The organism is Sphingobium sp. B12D2B (assembly GCF_025961775.1).
Classification (GTDB): domain Bacteria; phylum Pseudomonadota; class Alphaproteobacteria; order Sphingomonadales; family Sphingomonadaceae; genus Sphingobium.
The window spans coordinates 1138367-1155380 of sequence record NZ_JAOQOH010000001.1 but is presented as its reverse complement, the minus strand read 5'-3'; the positions used below and the strand labels follow the sequence as shown (position 1 = coordinate 1155380).

At 65.6% G+C, this 17014-nt stretch carries 19 protein-coding genes; all 19 read right to left on the bottom strand.

Features of this window, described 5'->3' with window-relative positions:
* Window positions 1–16: 16 nt before the first annotated feature.
* Window positions 17–748, bottom strand: coding sequence for a Bax inhibitor-1/YccA family protein (locus M2335_RS05525; protein ID WP_264575197.1), 732 nt, complete (start codon window positions 746–748; stop codon window positions 17–19).
* Window positions 749–978: 230 nt separating this feature from the next.
* Window positions 979–2067 carry an OmpA family protein gene (locus M2335_RS05520; protein ID WP_181560360.1) on the bottom strand — a complete coding sequence of 363 codons (1089 nt, stop codon included), beginning with the start codon at window positions 2065–2067 and terminating at the stop codon, window positions 979–981.
* Between the two features lie 194 nt (window positions 2068–2261).
* Window positions 2262–2759 carry a DUF2793 domain-containing protein gene (locus M2335_RS05515; RefSeq protein ID WP_264594045.1) on the bottom strand — a complete coding sequence of 166 codons (498 nt, stop codon included), beginning with the start codon at window positions 2757–2759 and terminating at the stop codon, window positions 2262–2264.
* 56 nt (window positions 2760–2815) lie between these two features.
* A complete protein-coding gene (locus M2335_RS05510; protein ID WP_264594044.1) occupies window positions 2816–5032 on the bottom strand; it encodes a phage tail protein in 2217 nt (738 codons plus the stop codon).
* Between the two features lie 3 nt (window positions 5033–5035).
* Entirely contained in the window at window positions 5036–5434 is a 399-nt protein-coding gene (locus M2335_RS05505) for a peptidoglycan endopeptidase (protein ID WP_264594043.1), read from the bottom strand.
* 3 nt (window positions 5435–5437) lie between these two features.
* Complete coding sequence (locus M2335_RS05500) at window positions 5438–6253, bottom strand: DUF2163 domain-containing protein (protein WP_264594042.1); 816 nt, start codon at window positions 6251–6253, stop codon at window positions 5438–5440.
* A complete protein-coding gene (locus M2335_RS05495) occupies window positions 6250–8577 on the bottom strand; it encodes a DUF2460 domain-containing protein (protein ID WP_264594041.1) in 2328 nt (775 codons plus the stop codon). The genes M2335_RS05500 and M2335_RS05495 overlap by 4 nt, the downstream gene beginning before the upstream one ends.
* A gap of 161 nt (window positions 8578–8738) precedes the next feature.
* Complete coding sequence (locus M2335_RS05490; protein WP_264594040.1) at window positions 8739–9302, bottom strand: tail tape measure protein; 564 nt, start codon at window positions 9300–9302, stop codon at window positions 8739–8741.
* The gene (locus M2335_RS05485) at window positions 9295–9468 is read right to left on the bottom strand and encodes a phage tail assembly chaperone (RefSeq protein ID WP_413716103.1); all 174 of its coding nucleotides are present in this window, start codon (window positions 9466–9468) and stop codon (window positions 9295–9297) included. Before M2335_RS05485 ends, M2335_RS05490 begins: the two co-directional genes overlap by 8 nt.
* A gap of 32 nt (window positions 9469–9500) precedes the next feature.
* Window positions 9501–9821 (bottom strand): gene transfer agent family protein, encoded by a 321-nt coding sequence (locus M2335_RS05480; RefSeq protein ID WP_264594038.1) that lies wholly within the window; start codon window positions 9819–9821, stop codon window positions 9501–9503.
* Window positions 9818–10225 carry a phage major tail protein, TP901-1 family gene (locus M2335_RS05475; protein WP_264594037.1) on the bottom strand — a complete coding sequence of 136 codons (408 nt, stop codon included), beginning with the start codon at window positions 10223–10225 and terminating at the stop codon, window positions 9818–9820. The genes M2335_RS05480 and M2335_RS05475 overlap by 4 nt, the downstream gene beginning before the upstream one ends.
* Window positions 10226–10286: 61 nt before the next feature.
* Window positions 10287–10670: a DUF3168 domain-containing protein gene (locus M2335_RS05470; protein ID WP_264594036.1), complete on the bottom strand. Its 384-nt coding sequence runs from the start codon at window positions 10668–10670 to the stop codon at window positions 10287–10289.
* 8 nt (window positions 10671–10678) lie between these two features.
* Window positions 10679–11218, bottom strand: coding sequence for a head-tail connector protein (locus tag M2335_RS05465; RefSeq protein WP_264594035.1), 540 nt, complete (start codon window positions 11216–11218; stop codon window positions 10679–10681).
* 95 nt (window positions 11219–11313) lie between these two features.
* On the bottom strand, window positions 11314–12465 hold the full coding sequence (locus M2335_RS05460) for a phage major capsid protein (protein WP_264594034.1): 1152 nt from the start codon (window positions 12463–12465) through the stop codon (window positions 11314–11316).
* A gap of 79 nt (window positions 12466–12544) precedes the next feature.
* Entirely contained in the window at window positions 12545–12964 is a 420-nt protein-coding gene (locus M2335_RS05455) for an HK97 family phage prohead protease (RefSeq protein WP_264594033.1), read from the bottom strand.
* The gene (locus M2335_RS05450; protein WP_264594032.1) at window positions 12961–14106 is read right to left on the bottom strand and encodes a phage portal protein; all 1146 of its coding nucleotides are present in this window, start codon (window positions 14104–14106) and stop codon (window positions 12961–12963) included. Before M2335_RS05450 ends, M2335_RS05455 begins: the two co-directional genes overlap by 4 nt.
* A gap of 120 nt (window positions 14107–14226) precedes the next feature.
* A complete protein-coding gene (locus tag M2335_RS05445) occupies window positions 14227–14961 on the bottom strand; it encodes a helix-turn-helix transcriptional regulator (protein WP_264594031.1) in 735 nt (244 codons plus the stop codon).
* A 78-nt stretch (window positions 14962–15039) separates the two neighbouring features.
* Complete coding sequence (locus tag M2335_RS05440) at window positions 15040–16344, bottom strand: DNA-packaging protein (RefSeq protein WP_413716136.1); 1305 nt, start codon at window positions 16342–16344, stop codon at window positions 15040–15042.
* A gap of 13 nt (window positions 16345–16357) precedes the next feature.
* Complete coding sequence (locus M2335_RS05435; RefSeq protein ID WP_264594029.1) at window positions 16358–16897, bottom strand: hypothetical protein; 540 nt, start codon at window positions 16895–16897, stop codon at window positions 16358–16360.
* Window positions 16898–17014: the final 117 nt, after the last annotated feature.

Sequence of the window (17014 nt, the reverse complement as noted above, 5' to 3'; positions counted from 1 at the left end):
AAAGAACTCGGCGCGATCAGTCGCGATTGCCGAGGAACTGCAGCAGGAACGTGAACATGTTCACGAAGTCCAGATACAGGCTCAGCGCGCCCATGATGACGGCCTTGCCCATCATGTCGGACCCGGCAACCTGGAAATACAGGCTCTTGAGGCGCTGCGTATCATAGGCAGTCAGGCCGGCAAAGATCAGGACACCAAGGATGCTGATGACCAGCTGAAGCGCCGTCGACTGCACGAAGATATTGATGACCATGGCGACGAGAATACCGATCACGCCCATGATCAGGAACGTGCCGAAACCGGAGAGGTCCTTCTTGGTCGTATAGCCGTAAAGGCTCAGGCCCACGAAAGCCGCTGCCGTGGCGAAAAATGTCTGCGCAATCGAGACACCCGTGAACACCAGGAAGATCGACGACATGGAGAGGCCCATGACGACCGCAAATGCCCAATATAGCGCTTGCGCGGTGCTCGTCTGCAGCTTGTTGATCCCGAAGCTCAGCACCATCACGAAGGCCATCGGCGCCAGCATGATTACCCAGCGCAGCGGGGTCACCAGCACCTGAGCTGCGAAGCCGGAGCTTGCAAACAACAGCGCAACGATACCCGTGACCAGAACACCGCTGGCCATGTAATTGTAGATCGAGAGCATGTAGGAGCGCAGGCCTGCGTCATAAGCAACCTCGCTCGCATGCGTGGAAGCACCACCGTAGCCCGTAGCGGACGACCGGGGATCTGGCCAATTCGCCATTTTATCATCTCCTCTTTCCGGCAACAGCGCCGGACTATCAGCGCACAATATCGGGCTATGCCCTTAGATTTCAAGTGAAACCGGTCCGCGAGGCTTATCATGCCTGCTGTATCGCCCGCTCTCGATGCGCGCCCATAGACGCAAGATGACAGCCCGACGCTCTTTCACACAAAAAAAGGGGCCGGATAAGCCGGCCCCTTCCTTGTTCGTCCCGCCGAAGCGGAGAGTTCTTAGTTGCCCGAACCCGGACCGTAGGTGATTTCCACGCGACGGTTCTGGAGTTCACGCACACCGTCGGCCGTGTCGACACGCGGACGCGTCTCACCGAAGGCCTGCGTCGAGATGACGCCGTCGGAGATGCCACGCGAGGTGAGGTAGCCACGGACCGAAGCGTTACGACGCTCGGAAAGGCCCATGTTGTAGCGGGGCGAGCCCGAACGGTCAGCGTGACCAGCGAGCATGACCTGCGCACTACCGCAGTTCGCATAAGCCGAAACCGCGTTGTCGAGGATCGAGGCAGCATCCGGCGTAACGTCGGCGCTATCCCACTCGAAGAACACGATGTACGGCCCCGGCTGGCACTGCGCAACCGGCGGAGGCGGCGGAGGCGGAGGCGGCGGGGGAGGCGGCGGCGGGGGCGGCGGGGGAGGCGGCGGCGGAGCCGGCTCTTCACCACCGAAGTTGAACACCAGGCCAGCCAGGATGCTGTGGCTGCGAACCTCAGTTTCCAGCGGCGTGCCAGCGGTGTTGATCAGGTCGATGTTGCTGTGGTTGAAGAAGCGATACTTCAGCGACAGATCGACGTTGTTGCTCACCGGATAACGGACACCAGCGATTGCCTGCCAGGCGAAGCCCGTGTCGGAATCGCGCGTGTCGGGCAGCGAGATCTTGGACCGCGCAACGCCGACGCCACCGCCGACGAAGCCCTGCAGGCCATCATCGGGACCGAAGTCGAGCATACCGTTCAGCATGATGCTGTCCACGCGAGCCTGGCCGCCGGGCAGAGCCGTCGTCCGGTTCGAGTAGGTGGTGTTCTTGTTCATCGCCTTCTTGTGCGAATATTCGGCTTCCAGGCGGAACGCGCCGAAGTCGTAACCCACATAACCCGCGGCGTCGTAACCGACCTTGTGCGGGGTGTTGGCCGTGACGCCAGTGGTCGCTGCCACACCGGCAACGGTGCCGGCGTCATACGTGGTGTCAGAGTCCTCGACGATGATCGCGCCAACGTCACCGCCCAGATACCAGGCGCCGTCCTTGGCGAGCGATGGTGATGCCATCGCGGTCGAAGCGAGCGCTATGGCGAGGCCAAGCTTCCGCATATCATTCCCCTTTCAGGTTGATCGTAAAATGCTGCTCGACGTTTTTAGGAGTGCGCCGCAAAGGTTTCAAGCGCACAATCGCATGATGTTGCCTAAATGCCGCATTGTGATCAGCTAATGTTGGCCCTGCAGGAAATATTGCCTGTCGCGTCCGCATGTTGGGAACCGACAACGTCTTTGTGCTTTATGCGTGGTTACGATGCGATGAGGCCGTGTGCCCTCAGGGTATCAAGCACTGAAATGATCGCCTCTCTCGCCTGCGAATCGACGGGCGCCCCCCCGGATGGATTCGCGATTGCAGGCCGCCTGCTGCCAATCACTTTCTCGCCATCAACATAGAAACCGTCAGTCCGCAGACCTTCTTCCCGCCAGTCGCCGGCCTGGAATCTCACGCCGCTTTGCGTATCCCGCTTCCAGCAATGCAAGCCCTCGAACGGCGCAAGGAAGCGCCATCCAGCCGCAGTCCACGCCGCAATCATTCGCTCGCACCCCGCCCATTCGCCCGTAGCGCCACTTCCCACGAGCCAGCACGCACCCAGATCGGGCGCGGCGGGAGGCGCTGATAGGCTCGCGCTTTCCACCACTCGTCCAATCGCGATGTCGATGAGCGACAACGCCTCATTATGGGTAAGTTCCTTTTGCGCCTGCCTAGCAGAGAGCAGCGGCAAGCCAAATCGATCGGTTTGAGCCATAGATCGTCGTCCTTCTGATGTGGGAAGTCGCGCGCGGAGACGCGGATAAGACAGGGCTAGGGAATGACGAGCGCTCGCCCCGCTCCCCAGCTTCCCATCTGCCTCACTTCGATCTGCACGCCAGCCGAGGCCGCCGCCGCGAGATCGGTCGCAACGTCACTCGCCGCGTAGACGCAGGACGGGAGCGTCGTTTGCCATCGCCGCAATGTCACTCCGTCTGCGACGACACTGACCGCATAAGCCTCCCGCTCCTCCCCGAGAGGCGCATCCACGCCGTCGATCCATGCCGAGCCAAGCCGGCTTCTGCGAACCCAACTGATCTCAACATCACCACCGGCCAAAGTCGTGCGCCGCCCGTGCACCGGCGAAAGAGGCATCAATGCGCGGCCGTCGATCAAAAGGCTGTCCTGCGCGGGCGTACTGTCCCCGCTGCCGATTGCCCTCAGAGTCAGCGTCGTTCCAACCGCGCTTTGCTCTACCGGGATCGGCGCCAGCCGCTCGCGGTCGATCAGCACGAACCGTTCGCCCGGATCGTGCCCAGTCATGGCCCATTCGGTGCCCATGCGCCCGCGAACGAGACGCGACAGACGATAATGCCCCGGCCCGAGCGCGTCCGCCTGACCAAATTGCAGCAGTTCCTCTCCAATCTGGCAGATGTTCGCGCCGCCGAGCAGAAGATCGTCCCCCACCCCGGTCAACACATCACCGGGATCGTCGAGAATGATCTCAATGCTGCTGGAAAGGTCCATCCGCCACGGCGCGCCCGGAGGCAGCGCGCCAACAGTGCGGCCCATCACGGCGCGCGGCGCTGTGCTGCCAATGGGCTCGGCAATCTCCAGGACCGGATCATAGCGAAAGAGGGCTGCGCGCCGCCACCCGGCATTTGTACCGCACGCCGCTGCCGCAAGGACTGGGCTCGTGGAAATCGTAGTCCCGTCACCCGGCAACTCCACAATCGTCAGACTGGTCGGCCCCTGGACGAGGTCAGGCTGACGGACCGGCTCCCCGGAGGCCCCTGCGCCCGCGATGGCCCGCGTGCCGCTCTCAAAAGCCTGCAAGCTGAGCCTGACGGCCATGTCATCCCATTCCGTCGTCTCGACGAGCCACTGCCCCGGCTCGCCCGCGACCGTCACAAGATCGCCCGCACCGAGGTCCAGCGCGCTCCAACCAGCGCCGATATTGAGGCACCGGCGGTGCCGCAGCGCATTGCGCAGCTTCCGGTCGGCCAGGCGCCGCGCATCATCCGCCCCCATCGCCGCCGGCAGGTCGATTTCCTCGCCGCGCATCCCCGGCCCCGCCCGCAATGCGGTCTGCAAGCCAAGCTGATAGTCGCGAGCCGGGTCGTGGTGACGGATTGCCAGCCGGGCAGCCACCGTCTCAATCGGTGTGCGAACATGCTGAGGCTCGGCTTGCTTCTCGCCATCGATGCTGCGCACGGCGGTGACCGGATCGATGACATGGCTCGACGGCGTCCCGCTGCTCAGCGCGAGCTCCCCCTCGCGCTCTGTCCATCGCACGTCGTGCAGCGAGACGATGTCGCGCATCGCTTCCTCCACAGCGCCTTCTGCAGCGAAGCCCAGCAGGCGCGCAGGATCGCCCTCACCGGCATGACTGACGGTGCGTCCGGCAAGGTCGGTGGCAATCGCCGGCAGGGCCACTGGTTCGGCATCAGCGATCACTTCGAACGTCAGCGAGGGAATCCGGTTGCCGAAGTCCGCCAGCTGCAGCCCTTCGAACACGACGTAAGCGCAGCCGCGATAAGCAGGGCATTGCGCCACGCCCACTGCGGACGCCACCAGCGGGTCCACCATCTGGTCCGGCCCGCCCAGATACAGCCGAAATGCCGTGAGCGGCGATTTGAAATCCCCGACCGCGCCACGAAGCAGATTGCCGTCCGCCCAGATGCGTCCGATGCCGAGAATAGGCCGTGAGGAAAGCGCAACAGCCAGGCTCGCGGAATAGCTGTAGGTCGTGACGCTTGGGCTGCCCTTGCCTCCACCGCTTGTCGATGTGCTTTCCTGAAGGTCCGTGGCCCAGATCACCGTGCCCGCGACACGGATCGTTCCGTGGATGCGCGGGATCGCCGCGCCGTAGCGGGATGTCTGAACCTGAAGGTCGCTCAGCCGGGGCCCCGTCCGCCCGCCGGGTCGAAAAATCAGGGCATCGACAGACCGTCCGGCGAGCGCGCCGACCGCGCCGCCAATCGCCGCGCCCACAGCGCCGAACGTTCCGCCAAGGGCACTGCCCACGGCGGTGAGAACCAATGTCGCCATGCGCTACTCCTGAAATTGCCACGCGCCCAGCACCGTCCAGGGCGATGGCCCCGGCATCAGCACCACCTTGCCCAGTCCGGCATGAGCATGGACATGACCGCCCCGCGTCACGATCATCAGATGCAACTGCATCGGACCGCTATCGACCAGCAGCACGGCGCCCTCGCCCATCTCCGGCGCCGGTGAGAGGCCGCATGCCGCGAGGTTCCGCACCGCCCTCGCCTGCCCCATGCCCCTCAGCTTATAGGTCGGGAGCGTGGGAACGCGGACTCCGGCCCGCCGCGCCGCAAGCGCAACCAAGCCCACACAGTCCACCCCCGTCTCTACGCTGCGCCCGTGCAACCGAAAGGGCACGCCGACCAAAGCCAAGGCCTCGGCCGCCATTCGTTCGCCAACGTCCATCACTCAGCTCCCGGGATAGCGCGTCAGCAGATCCATGCCGGGCAGATGCGGCTCCCCGCGGAAATTGACGGCATTGCCGAACCGCCCCGCACAAGTCGCGAGGCGCTTGTCGCACCCCTGCGTCAACTGCGCGCGCGTGCCTGCTGCCACCGGAAACACCGGCGGTTCCGCCAAGAAAACGCCCCCCGCCTCCTGATCGACAATGGTCTGCAGGAGGCCGCAATTGGGCCCCTCCAGCCAGCGCAACGAGCCGAAGGGATACACCCCAGCCAGCAGGCCACCGCACGCAACGCGGTCATCCGCCACGGCACCAACCGCGACGATCTGCTGATGCCGTCGCAAATCGATCCGGCAGTCCGCATCCCCCAGCGTCGCCCGGCAGGTGGCCCTGGTCACCGGCGCGACCGGTCGCTCAAGCGCCGCAGCAAGCGTGGACCGCAGGCTCACCGAATAAGCGCCGCCGCGCCGCTCGATGCTTCCCAGTTCGCCGCGCGCAAGTTCCAGCCAGAGCACCCCGGGTTCGGTCCATTCGGTGAGATGCAGGAGCAGTGTCGCACCGTCCCAGCGCCCGGCATCAAGATCGACCTCACTGATGGCCGCGCTGCTGATGGCGCCCTGCAAGTCCGTCAGGTCCGGGTCGTTGCCACCCTGCACGATGGCGCTCGGTGTGATCCCGGGTGCTGCCGCATAACGCAGGCCGTGCGCCTGCAGGCCCCGGTCATGGCTGGTCAGGCCGATGGTCACGCCATCCCGCCGCTCCAACCGCCAGCAAAAAGCGAGCGCGCAAAGCGGCTTGCTCAGGATCGCCGCAGCGCTCACTCACGCACCTCCATCAGGGGGACGGACGGGACAATGCCCGCCGCAAACGTCTCTCGGTCGATATCCAGCCGGTCTTCGGCAAAGCGCACTGGCACCTCGAAGACAAAGCCCGCCGTCACCACCGCGCCCTCGGGCGGCGGGTCATCGAACGCGATCTCCCCCATGCCCGGATGAGACCAGCCGGCAAACCGCTCGACCCCATCCACCGCAACCCTGATGCTCCCTGCGACGGGCCGCGTGATCCGTCGTTGCTGGGGATCATTCACCCCGTAATTCTTGCGCAACTGGAAGCTGGTCGTCACGCCATCGCCCGTTCCGATCCACTGATCAAACGGCCCCGGCGCAACGCCGAACGGGCCGGACGCATGATCGAACGGATCGCGGAACCGAAACCCCCGAGCTGCACCGCGTCGAGCCCGAAAAAAGGCGATGAGCGTCGCGATATCCGCCTCGGATCGCACCCCCGGCCCCGCATCGAACTGTAGCCGCGCGTCAGCCCATTGCGTGCTGCGCTGCTCGTGGCCGGACACGCTCTCCACGATCCGCGTCGAGAAAGCCGGCGCCACCTGCGCGCGATTGCCGATGTCGAGCGGAAAGGCGAGGTCGTCGAAATGCTGCACGTCCGCATCTCCTGAAAGCTGGAAATAGGTAAAGCCGTCCCGCGCGATCTGGGGCAGCGCCCAGATGAAGGTGGCGGCATGGCCGCGCGCCCGCGCAGCATCTGCCGCCGCGGCGATGCGGTCCCAGCCGATCTGCGTTGACTCATCGGTGGAGCCAGCCGGCAAAAATCCGGCGAAATAGTGCTGCTCCTCTGGCGGATAGCCCAGGCGCGCGTCCATCGCGGCGCGCCCTGCGGCTGAGCGGGCGGTTCGGCCCTCGGTCACCCAGTCATAATCTTCGATCTGCAACCGGTCGAACGCCGGCGCGGCCCAGCCTGTCGGCACGTTCGCGCGTTTGAGTTCCGGCGCCGCCGGATCAAGTACGCTCGGTAAATAGACAAGCAGAAGAAGCTCGGCGCCCGGAGTCTCCGCGCGCACGGCATCCGCCACGCCCGCCGTCGAAGTGGCCAGCAGAGCGCCAGCGGCATCCAACAAAGCCATCTGTCCGCTGTCGAGCGTATCGCGAACCGTCGGAATTTCCACCGCAGCACTCCCGAACGCGGCGCGCGCAGCATCATCATAAAGGCAGGGACGCCCATCCGCCATCACCCACCACCAGGGCTCGCCGATCTGGAAACGCACTGCCAGCCCCGCATCCCGCGCGATGCCGGCAAAGGCCCGCGCCACCGCACGCAAATAGTCGTTAGCCGCGGCATTAGCTGGCGAAAGCAGGGTGGAGGGCGGCGTCCACCCTGTCAGCGCGGGCGCTCCGTCCCACGCCCGCTGCTTCCACTCAGGTGGGCAATAAGCATCGAACAACTCGTAAGAGAGCGACAGGATCAGCCCGAACCCCAGCGCCTTGCAGCGCGTCGCGAAATCCTCGTGCCAGCGCCGGCACGGCGTCGCCAGCGCACCGCCCACCAGCGTCACGCGAAAATCGCTGCCGTCAGGGGCGAGCCGCATATAGTGGCTCATCCCGACATAATGATTGATCGCGCCGCGATAGCCGAGCGCCAGCGCCTGCCGAAGCAAGCGCTCGGGCGTCTGGTTGTAGGCATCATCATAGCCGCTGGCGATGGACAGCCCATGCTCCGGCACCATCGGATCGCCGATGGCGATGACCGATCCTGCTCCCTCGCAAACCATCTCGCTGACCTCCACCCAGCCTTCGCGGGCGTCAGGAAAGGTCGTCTCTCCCTCATCATAATCGGCCTGGACGATGGAGATGAACAGGCGGTCGATATCCCGCGCATCCACCGGGTCCGCATCGTCCGGCAAGGCAAAGCCACCAATCAACGCGTCGAAGTCGAGGGTGACGACCGCGTCCTCTGGACTGCCTTCCGCATAGTTCCAGAGCCGCACATACCAGGCGCGCGCATTGCCGGCCGCATCCCGCCCTTCGAGCGTCAACGTCGGGCCCTGAATGGCATCGAGCGGCTTGACCCCAGCGCTCCGCCACCGGAACCGCAGGGTGCAGCCACGATAATCCCGTCGCGTCTCATAACGGAGCAGCGGATGGTCCCATACATCAGCCGATTCCCAGATCAGCCCGGCAAGGTCGCCCGAGCCATGGAACACCGCATCGACGCGCAATCCATCATCCCCGACCGTCACGACGGAGGTCGTCATCGGCCGTGGGAAATTGACGGTCCAGAAAGGTGGCGAGAAGCGCTTGACCACGCCGCTCTCCTGATTGCGCCTCTCAGTCGCCAGCCAGTAGGCCATCGGGGTTATCCTTTGTTGATATCGAGCAGCCATTTCGGCGGGCGATCCCACCCGCCCCCGCCCGTTTGTGTCGAGCCCTTCGACCGCCCGCAGGCGGGCGCTCAGGGTAAACTTCAGCCTCTCGGCTCAAGTCGAGACACAGTCATGGACGCGAAAAACGCCTACTCCCCGAGCGCCCCACGCACCGCCCGCGCCACCTGACGCGCACTGCGCGCCAGCGCGCGCGGCGCCTCCTGGCCGCTGCCATTGACGGTGATCGACACGCGCACGTCTCGTCCGCCCTGCCCACCGACGCCAGGCGCGATCTGGCCGCTGTTCGTCGGGACGAACACTTCGGGCCCGCGCTCGCCGACGAGATAGGCCCGCCCCGGCGCCACCGGGCCGCCCGTTGCCCGGCCGGGCAACCCAAGCGCACCGGTGAGGAGGCTCGTTCCCAACCCCAAAAGCCCGGAAGAGCCTCCGCCGCCAAGGACGGCCTCCAAGCCGTTACGGACCGCCGAACGGGCAATCTGGTCCATGACGGACAGCGCGATCTTGCCGAGATCTTCAAAGCCGATCCGCCCCGTCCGCACGGCACGCAGCAGCCCAGCCTCGATGGCGCGGCTCGCTCGTTCCGCGCCTGCGCTCAGTAAATCCAGCTCGTCCCGCAGACCGCTCGCATCTTCGCGCAAGCGGGCCATGTCGCTACCCATCGGCGCGAACAGGCTTTGCATATCCTCATCCATCGGGATGCCTTTCCATCATCTTGGCCAGTGCAGATCGGTCGAACGGCGCGACCTGAGGCCCGGTCAAATCGCGCAACACCGCCAGGGCGTCGGCCAGCTCGGCCGGCGTCGCGCGCCAGAACTCGTCGGGGCGCCAGCCGAGCAACAGCCCGGCCTGCCCGGCCAACGTCCGAGCGACCTCCGCAAAGCAGGCCGACGTCATACCCCGCCAGCCACAACCTGCCGCATGATTGCCCGGAGCGCCGGCAAGGCCACGCCCACGCCTTGCGCGATCAGCGCGTCGCCCAGATCGGCCCGGGCCATTGCCTCGGGTCGATCCGCAAGGCAGTGCCACAACAGAGCTTCCATCTCGGCGAGGCCGAGCCGCCCGTCCGCCGCGCGCTCGACCAGCGCAAGCAACGGCCCGGTCTCGCGCTCGGCAGCGACCAACGCTGCAAAGCTCGGGCGCACCGTCAGGCAGTGCTCGCCGATCATGAGCGCGGCTTCCCCGCGCGCCTCATTCGCGACCGCCCCGCTCACAGCGCACTCACGGCGCCGGAGCTTTCCAGCGCCAGCGTATAGGTGCGTTCGCCATTATAGTCGCCGGCATAGTCCAGCCGCGTGACCAGAAACCGCCCGCGCAGCTTCTCACCGCTCTCGAAGCTCAGTTCATAATCGTCGATGGCGCCGACCAGCGCATGATTGCGCAGCCGCGTCTCCGCCGCCGATCCGGTAAAGATGCCGGAGCCGGACACACTCACCGAGCGCACCCCCGCGCCTGGCAGAAGGTCGCGCCAGCCGCCGGAATCCTTGGAGGTGACATTCACCGCCTCACCATTGACGGAAAGCTGCGTAGCGCGCAGCCCCGCCACCGTCGCATAGCTCACCGGCGAACTTCCGTTGCCGATCTTGAGCAGAAACGCGCTGCCCTTCTCCACTGCCATCGCCTTGATCCTTTCTGTATCCGCATCCCCGCTCGCACCGAGCGAAGTCGAGATGCGGGCTTCAATTCAGTCGCGCCGCCCGCACGGCATAGTCGGCGCTCGCTCGCCACTCGGTGCGGCTGCGCAGGATGCGTGATCGCTCGAACCGCAAGCTGGTGATCCGCCAGTCGCCCAGATCGCCATCGACCCCCGCGAGCACGGCATCCACGCGCGCCAGCACGGCGGTCACCCGCGCCAGATCATCGCCACGGACGACCAGCTGGATAGGCAAGCGGAGCGTCAGCCCCGCCACATCCCGTGCGCCCCAGCCGGTCGACATCATCTCGCCGACCAGAAGCCAGGACGGGCTTGCCTTGATCGGCTCGCCATTGCTCACGAGGTTGACCAGGGCCATCAGGTCCGCATCGTTGCGGAGTGCGGCGATCACCGCCCCCCTCACTGCCATCTCGCCGCTCATGCGAGGTGCACCCGTCGCCAGGGCCGCAACAGGGAGACAACCGATGCCGGCAGGTCTCCCTCCAGCCCGTCGCGTCGTGCATACCACTCGCCCGCCAGCCGAACGACGGCGTGCTGAAGCGCATCGGGCACATTGTCCGTGGCCAGGGCAAGCCCGGCACGATAGGTCACGCGAACCCGCCCGGCCGATCCCGGATTGAGGATCCGCACCCATCCCGCCCCCTGCGCATCGATATCGATGGTATAGGCCGTAACCGGCAGGACGAATGCCGCGCCATCCGCCGGCAGTCCTTCAATGCTGCTGATCGCGCTGACCGGCGCCATCGTCAGCCGACCCCGTGCACCGCTGGCGCCGCGCACTTCGGTCACAGCTCTCTCGATCAGCATTTGGCCGAGATATTGCTCGGCCGCCTCGCTCGCCGCGCGCAGCAGATCGGTGAGCGCAGCATCATCGTCGCCAAGGCTGATGCCAAGATACTGCTTCAAGTCTTCGAGCGGCACCGCGACCGGCCCGCCCTTCTCGATTGTCACGGTCATGATCGCAGCCGTCCTTCAAGCATGAGAAAAAGGCGCCATGCCGGCGGGGAGAGACCGGCATGGCGCCCCTCATCGGTTCGCCGATCAGCGCCTCCTCAGGAGGCGGCGAACTTCATGAGCTTGATGGCCTCGCTGTTGGCGACCGCGCCGCCGATCCGCTTCACTGCGTAGAAGTGGACGAACGGCTTGTTGGTGAAGGGATCGCGCAGAATGCTCGTCTCGCTGCGCTCGGCGATCACATAGCCATTGGCGAAGTTGCCGAAGGCGATGGAAAGGCTGTTGGCGGCGATGTCGGGCATGTCCTCGGCCTCGATCACCGGATACCCAAGCAGCGTCGCAGGCTGGCCCGCGATCATGCTGGGCTGCCACAGGAACGCGCCGTCACTGGTCTTGAACTTGCGGATCGTCGCCAGCGTCGCGGCATTCATCACGAACACCGCACCCTGCCGATAGGGCGCCCGCAACGACTGGACGAGGTCGATCAGCCGATCCTGCGGATTGCTGGCCGGGAAGCCGCCCGCCGCCCCGGATGCAATATATTGCAGCGATCCAAACGGACGAACGCTGTCCGCCTGATTGGTGGTGGCGTAAGTCAGGAAGCCCTTGGGCTTGCTGGTCCCGTCGCCATTGATGAAGGCCGCGCCCTCGGCCCGGCCAAATTCGCGGGCGATTTCCTCGGCGAGCCAGCTCTCCACATCGAACTGGGCATCGTCCAGCATCGCCTGGCTGGCCGACGGATTGGCGTAAAGATCACCCGAGGGCGGCGCGATTTCCTGGAAGGTGGGGGTCGCCGTCTCGGGCCGCGCGGCGGTCTCGGCCGCCCAGCCGGATACGACACCGCCGGTCGTCACAAGCTTGCGATATCCCGCCGATCCCGTGCGCACCACATTGGCCACCGCGCGGATCGGGGAAATCGATTTGAGCGCCGCGTCGATCATCTGGTCGATCTCGCGCGGCATCGCATAGCCACCGCTGCCGCCGCTCGCGCCCGAGAAGCTCTTCAGCTCCACACCGGCCTCGATGCCGCGCCGCAGATAGCGATCGGTGAAGGCTGCCCGCGCCGGGTCGACATCGCTGCCCTTGGCACCGTCCAGCGGCGGCCGACCGGCCAGCGCCATCGCCCGCTCCGCCTGCTTGCGCAGCGCCTCGTCAAAGGCGTCCATCCGGGCTTCCATGCCGGTCAGCCGGTCTGCCTGCAGGATCGCGTCGAAGCTCTCCTCAAGGCTCTTGGTTTCCACGTCCTGCATTGCGTCATTCTCCTGCCGTCAAAAACAAAAAAGGGGCCGCGGTCGGCCCCTCAAACATCCAGAAAATCGGCGGGCGCTGTCAGCCAGCCTCCACCGCGTGAACGCGCGCCAGCGGCTGCATCGGGTGAGTCACCAGGCTCACCTCGACCAGATCGAGCGCATCCAGCCGGCGGGGCTGATGACCCTGCGCCGCCACCACGCGATAGCCAAAGGACAAGCCCTCGATCCGGCGATCGCGCAGCAGCGCCCGCGCCTGTTCCGCTGTCGGACCGGCAGCACTGATCGTGCCGATCACCCGCAACCCGCGCGCGTCCTCCGCGACATGATCGATCCGCCCGATCATCGCGCCTGCCCGATGCTGCCAGAGCAAGGGCAGGCCTTTTGCAGCACTGCGCTTGAGACTCGCCGAAAAAGCGCCCGGCGCAATGATGTCGCCGCCCTGATCGATCTTGTCGAAAATCGCCGCATAGCCCGCGAACCGCACCGTCCCGGCGCTCATGCGCGCGTGGCGTCCAGCCCCAGCATCGCGCGCTTTTCCTCGGTCGAGAGGAAATCCGCCCTCTCGATCCGGTCCCACAGCAGCATCCTGTCCTCGGCGAGCGCGGGCAAGCGATTGAGATCGACCTCCAGCGCCAGTTCGGGCCAGAAGTCGCGCAGCCCCTGCCCGAGCGCGCCAAGCAGCTTGGCCAGCAGCGGCAGCACGCTTTGCCGCCAAAGCGCTTTGTTGGCCTCCCGATAATTTGAGTAGGTGCTGTCCCCCGGCATCCCGATCAGCACGGGTGGCACACCGAAGGCGAGCGCGATGTCCCGCGCCGCCGCTGCCTTCAGCGCCACAAAATCCATGTCGTGCGGGGAGAGGCTCATCGACTGCCAATTCAGCCCCCCCTCCAGCAGCATCGGCCGCCCCGCATTGTCCGCACCCTGAAATGCGCCTTCCAGCTCGGCCTTCAACCGGGCGAACTGCTCGGGCGCGAGCACGCTGCCATCGCCCGGCGCATAAATGAGCGCGCCGGATGGCCGCGCCGCATTGTCGAGAAGCGCCTTGTTCCACTGCGTCGCCGCATTGTGGATCGCCACCGCACCCGCTGCAGCGCCCAGGCAGCCTAGCCCATAATGATCGTCTGCCGGGTTGATCGCTTTGACATGGATGACCGCAGTCCGCCCCGCCGCGTCCTCGCTGGCATAGCGCATCTCGCTATCGCCCGCCCGGTAGCGATAGCCCACGGGCCAGCCGGCGCGATCCTGCTCGATTGTCACCCGTTCGGGGCGCAGGGCATAGAGGGTCGCGGGCAGACCATCGGCGCCATGGCCAATCTGTGCGTAACCATTGCCATGCAGCAGCACATGCGCGGCGAGCATCTCGATGAGACTTTGCCCCGCCACGCGCCGCTGCACGAGCGCCAGAGCCGCTTGCGCATCCCCCTCCTTGGCAGCCACCGCGTGCAACGCCGCGCTTCCCGCCGCCTCTGCCACCAGCCGCACCGCACGCTGCGCCACCGGGTTGGCAATCACTGCCGCCTTGAGCTGCGCCTCATAGCTTTGCGGCCAGTCGCCCGCTCCTGCCCAGCCAAGCCCCAGCCAGGCGCGCGCCAGCGGCGGCCGCGTCGGTGTCGACGCGGCTTTTCGTCCAAACCATTTCACCTGATCGTCTCCTCGCTTGCGCACGGAAAAAGCCGCCAGCGTCGGGGCTGGCGGCTGCAAAATCACTTATCGGTCGCGACGGCCGATGCGTGGCAACGCCCCCGATCGCGCGGGAATGGATCAGGCCGCGATCAAGCCGGACCCCACACCTTTGACGGCGGCAGACGTCCGGTCAGACACCTCCAGCTTCTCGTAAATCCGCCGCATATAGGTATCGACCGTTCCCGGCGATATCTGGAGGATGTCGGCAATCACCGTGTTGCTTTTGCCGCGCGCCACCCAATGCAGGATCTCCTTTTCCCGCGCAGAAAGTTGCCGTTCGCGCCCCGTTTCTTCCGCGAAGAGACCGCAGATCCGCAAATGCGCCGCTTGCGCCGCAAAATGCAGTTGGGTCATCCGCTCTTCGCTCAGGTCCGCATCCGGCGCGATCCTCCCCAGACCAACGACGCCATTACGATTGCCGGGGCCATAGCAGGGCAAGGAGAACCCATCGGTGAAATCGATCTGCCGCATGGCCTCCAGAAACTGGCGCTCCTCTACCGTCAATTCAGTATTGCCCCACACCTCATGCCACCGGATGGGTACGCCTGCTGCCAGCGCCGCGCGCGGCACGATATCCAGCCGCTGGAAGTCGAATGAGCAATAGAGCGCCACCTCCTTTTTGGAGAAGCCATGTTGCAGCGGCAGAGTCGCCGGCATGTTGGTGCCGATTTTCACCCAATAATAGCTGACCGCGCCGAAACCGTTGCGCGCATAATAGCGCGTCATCCCGCGCCACAGCAGCGGGAGGCTGGATGCCTCGGCAATCTTCTCCAAAATGTCGTTCACCCGTGGAAGCTCCTGGGACAGCTTCATGGGACGATCATGCTGTGCCTGCTTGCAACCAATAGCAAGCACTTCCGTATCGTTCCCGAAACGGGGTGAAGCGACGAGCTAGAGTGACCGCACCCGCGCCTGCGGATTGGCCTTCAAAAGCAGTTCGGTCAGGCACCAGACGAGGGCATCCGCACGGTCAGGCGATCGTCCCGGCCCCTCGTAACGCCCATTGATCAACAAGCCGCACAACTGGTCCTCCAGCATCGCAAAGGGTCGGCCATGGCGGACCCGACCAGCCTCGTAAGCGGCGGCAATCGGCTCGGCTCGCGCCACTTTGCCCTGCGCCGCGTGAACGAGGCGGACCGGCAGGGCCATGTCGGCCCCGCGCAGCACGGTACGCACCATCTCGCCGCCATTATTCGCTTCCGCCACGATGCGGTCTGCCGCCCAGCGCTCTGCGGCGTGCGCTACAGCCTGTGCCCAGCGTTGCGGGCTCGCCCGCTCGACGCTCGCATCCTCCAGCACGATTGCCGTGCCGGCGTGATCGATTCCTGCGACAATGATGCCGCAAGCGTCGCCCTCCGCACTGGCTGGCGGATCGACGCCCACCGCGACCCGCACCAGATCCCCACGCTCCAGCACGGGGCCCGTTAAACGGCACGTCTCAATGAGCGCCCGCGTCCACAGCGCGCCTTCGTGATCGAGCAACAATTCCCCGTCCAGCTCCTGTCGCCCCAGCCGCGTGCCCCCGAAATTTCGTTCCATCTCCGCGAGAAAGCTCTGCGGAAGCGCACCACGATTGTCCTGCGTGCTGCCTCGCGTCACCACCACGCGCGGATCGGCTGCCAGACGTCGGACCAGTGGCACGGCGCGCGGCGTGGTGGTCGCGACGATGGCCGGTCGATCGCCCAGACGCAGCCCCATCGCGAGATTGTCCCACGCCGCCTCCCCGCGCGGCCACTTCCCGATCTCGTCCGCCCAGGCGTGGCTGTGCTGCGGCCCACGCAACGTCTCCGGGTCCGCAGCGCCGTAGAGCATGGCGCACGCCCCACCCGGCCAGCGCAACTGGCGCTTGGCAGGAAACCATTTCGGTTCAATGCCCTGCGTCGCGATGGCAAGCAGCCCGCTCTCACCTTCCACCATCACAGCTCGCGCTTCATGCAGGCTCGCCCCGACCAAAGCGATGCGCGCGGTGGGGTCGCCCTCGGCCACCATCCGCACCCATTCGGCGCCGGCTCTCGTCTTGCCAAAGCCCCGCCCCGCCATGATCATCCAGGTGAACCAGTCGCCCCGGGGCGGCAATTGCGCAGGTCGCGCCCGAAAGCGCCAAGCCTGCATCAACCGCCGCCGTTGCAAGAGTGACAAGTTCCGTAAGAGTTGCTGCCGCCGCGTGGGCGCCAGCCTGGCCAGGCGATCGATCATCGACAGCCTGTCGTCATTCACCTGCTGGCTCCCCGGCATTCTCCTCTCCATCGTCCTCCGTGAGGAACCGCTCGCAAATGGCCTCCAGTTCGGCATCCAGCGCGTCCACATCTCCCGGGTCATCGCCAGCGCCACTTGCCGCTTCGGTTTCGCGCCGCCAGGATTCCACCTCCTGCCGATGGGCTGTCAGCAATCGCACGGCCACCGTCAGCGGATAGCTGTGGATGGTCCGCACCTGCTTGACTGCCTTGGTTTCGCCATCGATAACCGTTTCGGTTCGCATCGTCCCGTCGATCGATTGGCGCATAAGATGCAATTCGAGGTCGGAATAACCCTGCTCCAGAGCCTCCTTCCAGGCTCGTGCGAAGTCCGGGTCACGCCCCTTGAGCGCATAGGCGGTGCATCGGTGCATAGAGGCCGCCTGCGCTGCTGCACTGACATTGGATGTCTCGGCGAGCACCGCAAGAAACTGGCGGCGGCGCTGGATCGTCCAGCGCGGGCGCCGGGGACGCGACATGCGCGGTCGCGGCGCACCGATCGGGCGTTGCGTCATGAACATCATCCTGTTGAGAGAGGTCTTCGCAACGCGTCGTATGACGAGGGGGCCGGTTCCATCAAGGCGGCCCGTCCAAGCGATTCGAATTGCGATGATGCCTTCTTCTAACCAGAG

Coding starts and splice junctions, on each gene's coding strand:
- M2335_RS05475 (WP_264594037.1), bottom strand. CDS start 10,225: ATGGCAGTGGAGAAGGGCAGCGCGTTTCTGCTCAAGATCGGCAACGGA.
- M2335_RS05495 (WP_264594041.1), bottom strand. CDS start 8,577: ATGGCCTACTGGCTGGCGACTGAGAGGCGCAATCAGGAGAGCGGCGTG.
- M2335_RS05525 (WP_264575197.1), bottom strand. CDS start 748: ATGGCGAATTGGCCAGATCCCCGGTCGTCCGCTACGGGCTACGGTGGT.
- M2335_RS05445 (WP_264594031.1), bottom strand. CDS start 14,961: ATGAAGCTGTCCCAGGAGCTTCCACGGGTGAACGACATTTTGGAGAAG.
- M2335_RS05455 (WP_264594033.1), bottom strand. CDS start 12,964: ATGAGCGCCGGGACGGTGCGGTTCGCGGGCTATGCGGCGATTTTCGAC.
- M2335_RS05460 (WP_264594034.1), bottom strand. CDS start 12,465: ATGCAGGACGTGGAAACCAAGAGCCTTGAGGAGAGCTTCGACGCGATC.
- M2335_RS05510 (WP_264594044.1), bottom strand. CDS start 5,032: ATGGCGACATTGGTTCTCACCGCCGTGGGCAGTGCCCTTGGCGGAACG.
- M2335_RS05515 (WP_264594045.1), bottom strand. CDS start 2,759: ATGGCTCAAACCGATCGATTTGGCTTGCCGCTGCTCTCTGCTAGGCAG.
- M2335_RS05465 (WP_264594035.1), bottom strand. CDS start 11,218: ATGACCGTGACAATCGAGAAGGGCGGGCCGGTCGCGGTGCCGCTCGAA.
- M2335_RS05505 (WP_264594043.1), bottom strand. CDS start 5,434: ATGGACGTTGGCGAACGAATGGCGGCCGAGGCCTTGGCTTTGGTCGGC.
- M2335_RS05490 (WP_264594040.1), bottom strand. CDS start 9,302: ATGGATGAGGATATGCAAAGCCTGTTCGCGCCGATGGGTAGCGACATG.
- M2335_RS05470 (WP_264594036.1), bottom strand. CDS start 10,670: ATGGCAGTGAGGGGGGCGGTGATCGCCGCACTCCGCAACGATGCGGAC.
- M2335_RS05435 (WP_264594029.1), bottom strand. CDS start 16,897: ATGACGCAACGCCCGATCGGTGCGCCGCGACCGCGCATGTCGCGTCCC.
- M2335_RS05440 (WP_413716136.1), bottom strand. CDS start 16,344: ATGATCGATCGCCTGGCCAGGCTGGCGCCCACGCGGCGGCAGCAACTC.
- M2335_RS05520 (WP_181560360.1), bottom strand. CDS start 2,067: ATGCGGAAGCTTGGCCTCGCCATAGCGCTCGCTTCGACCGCGATGGCA.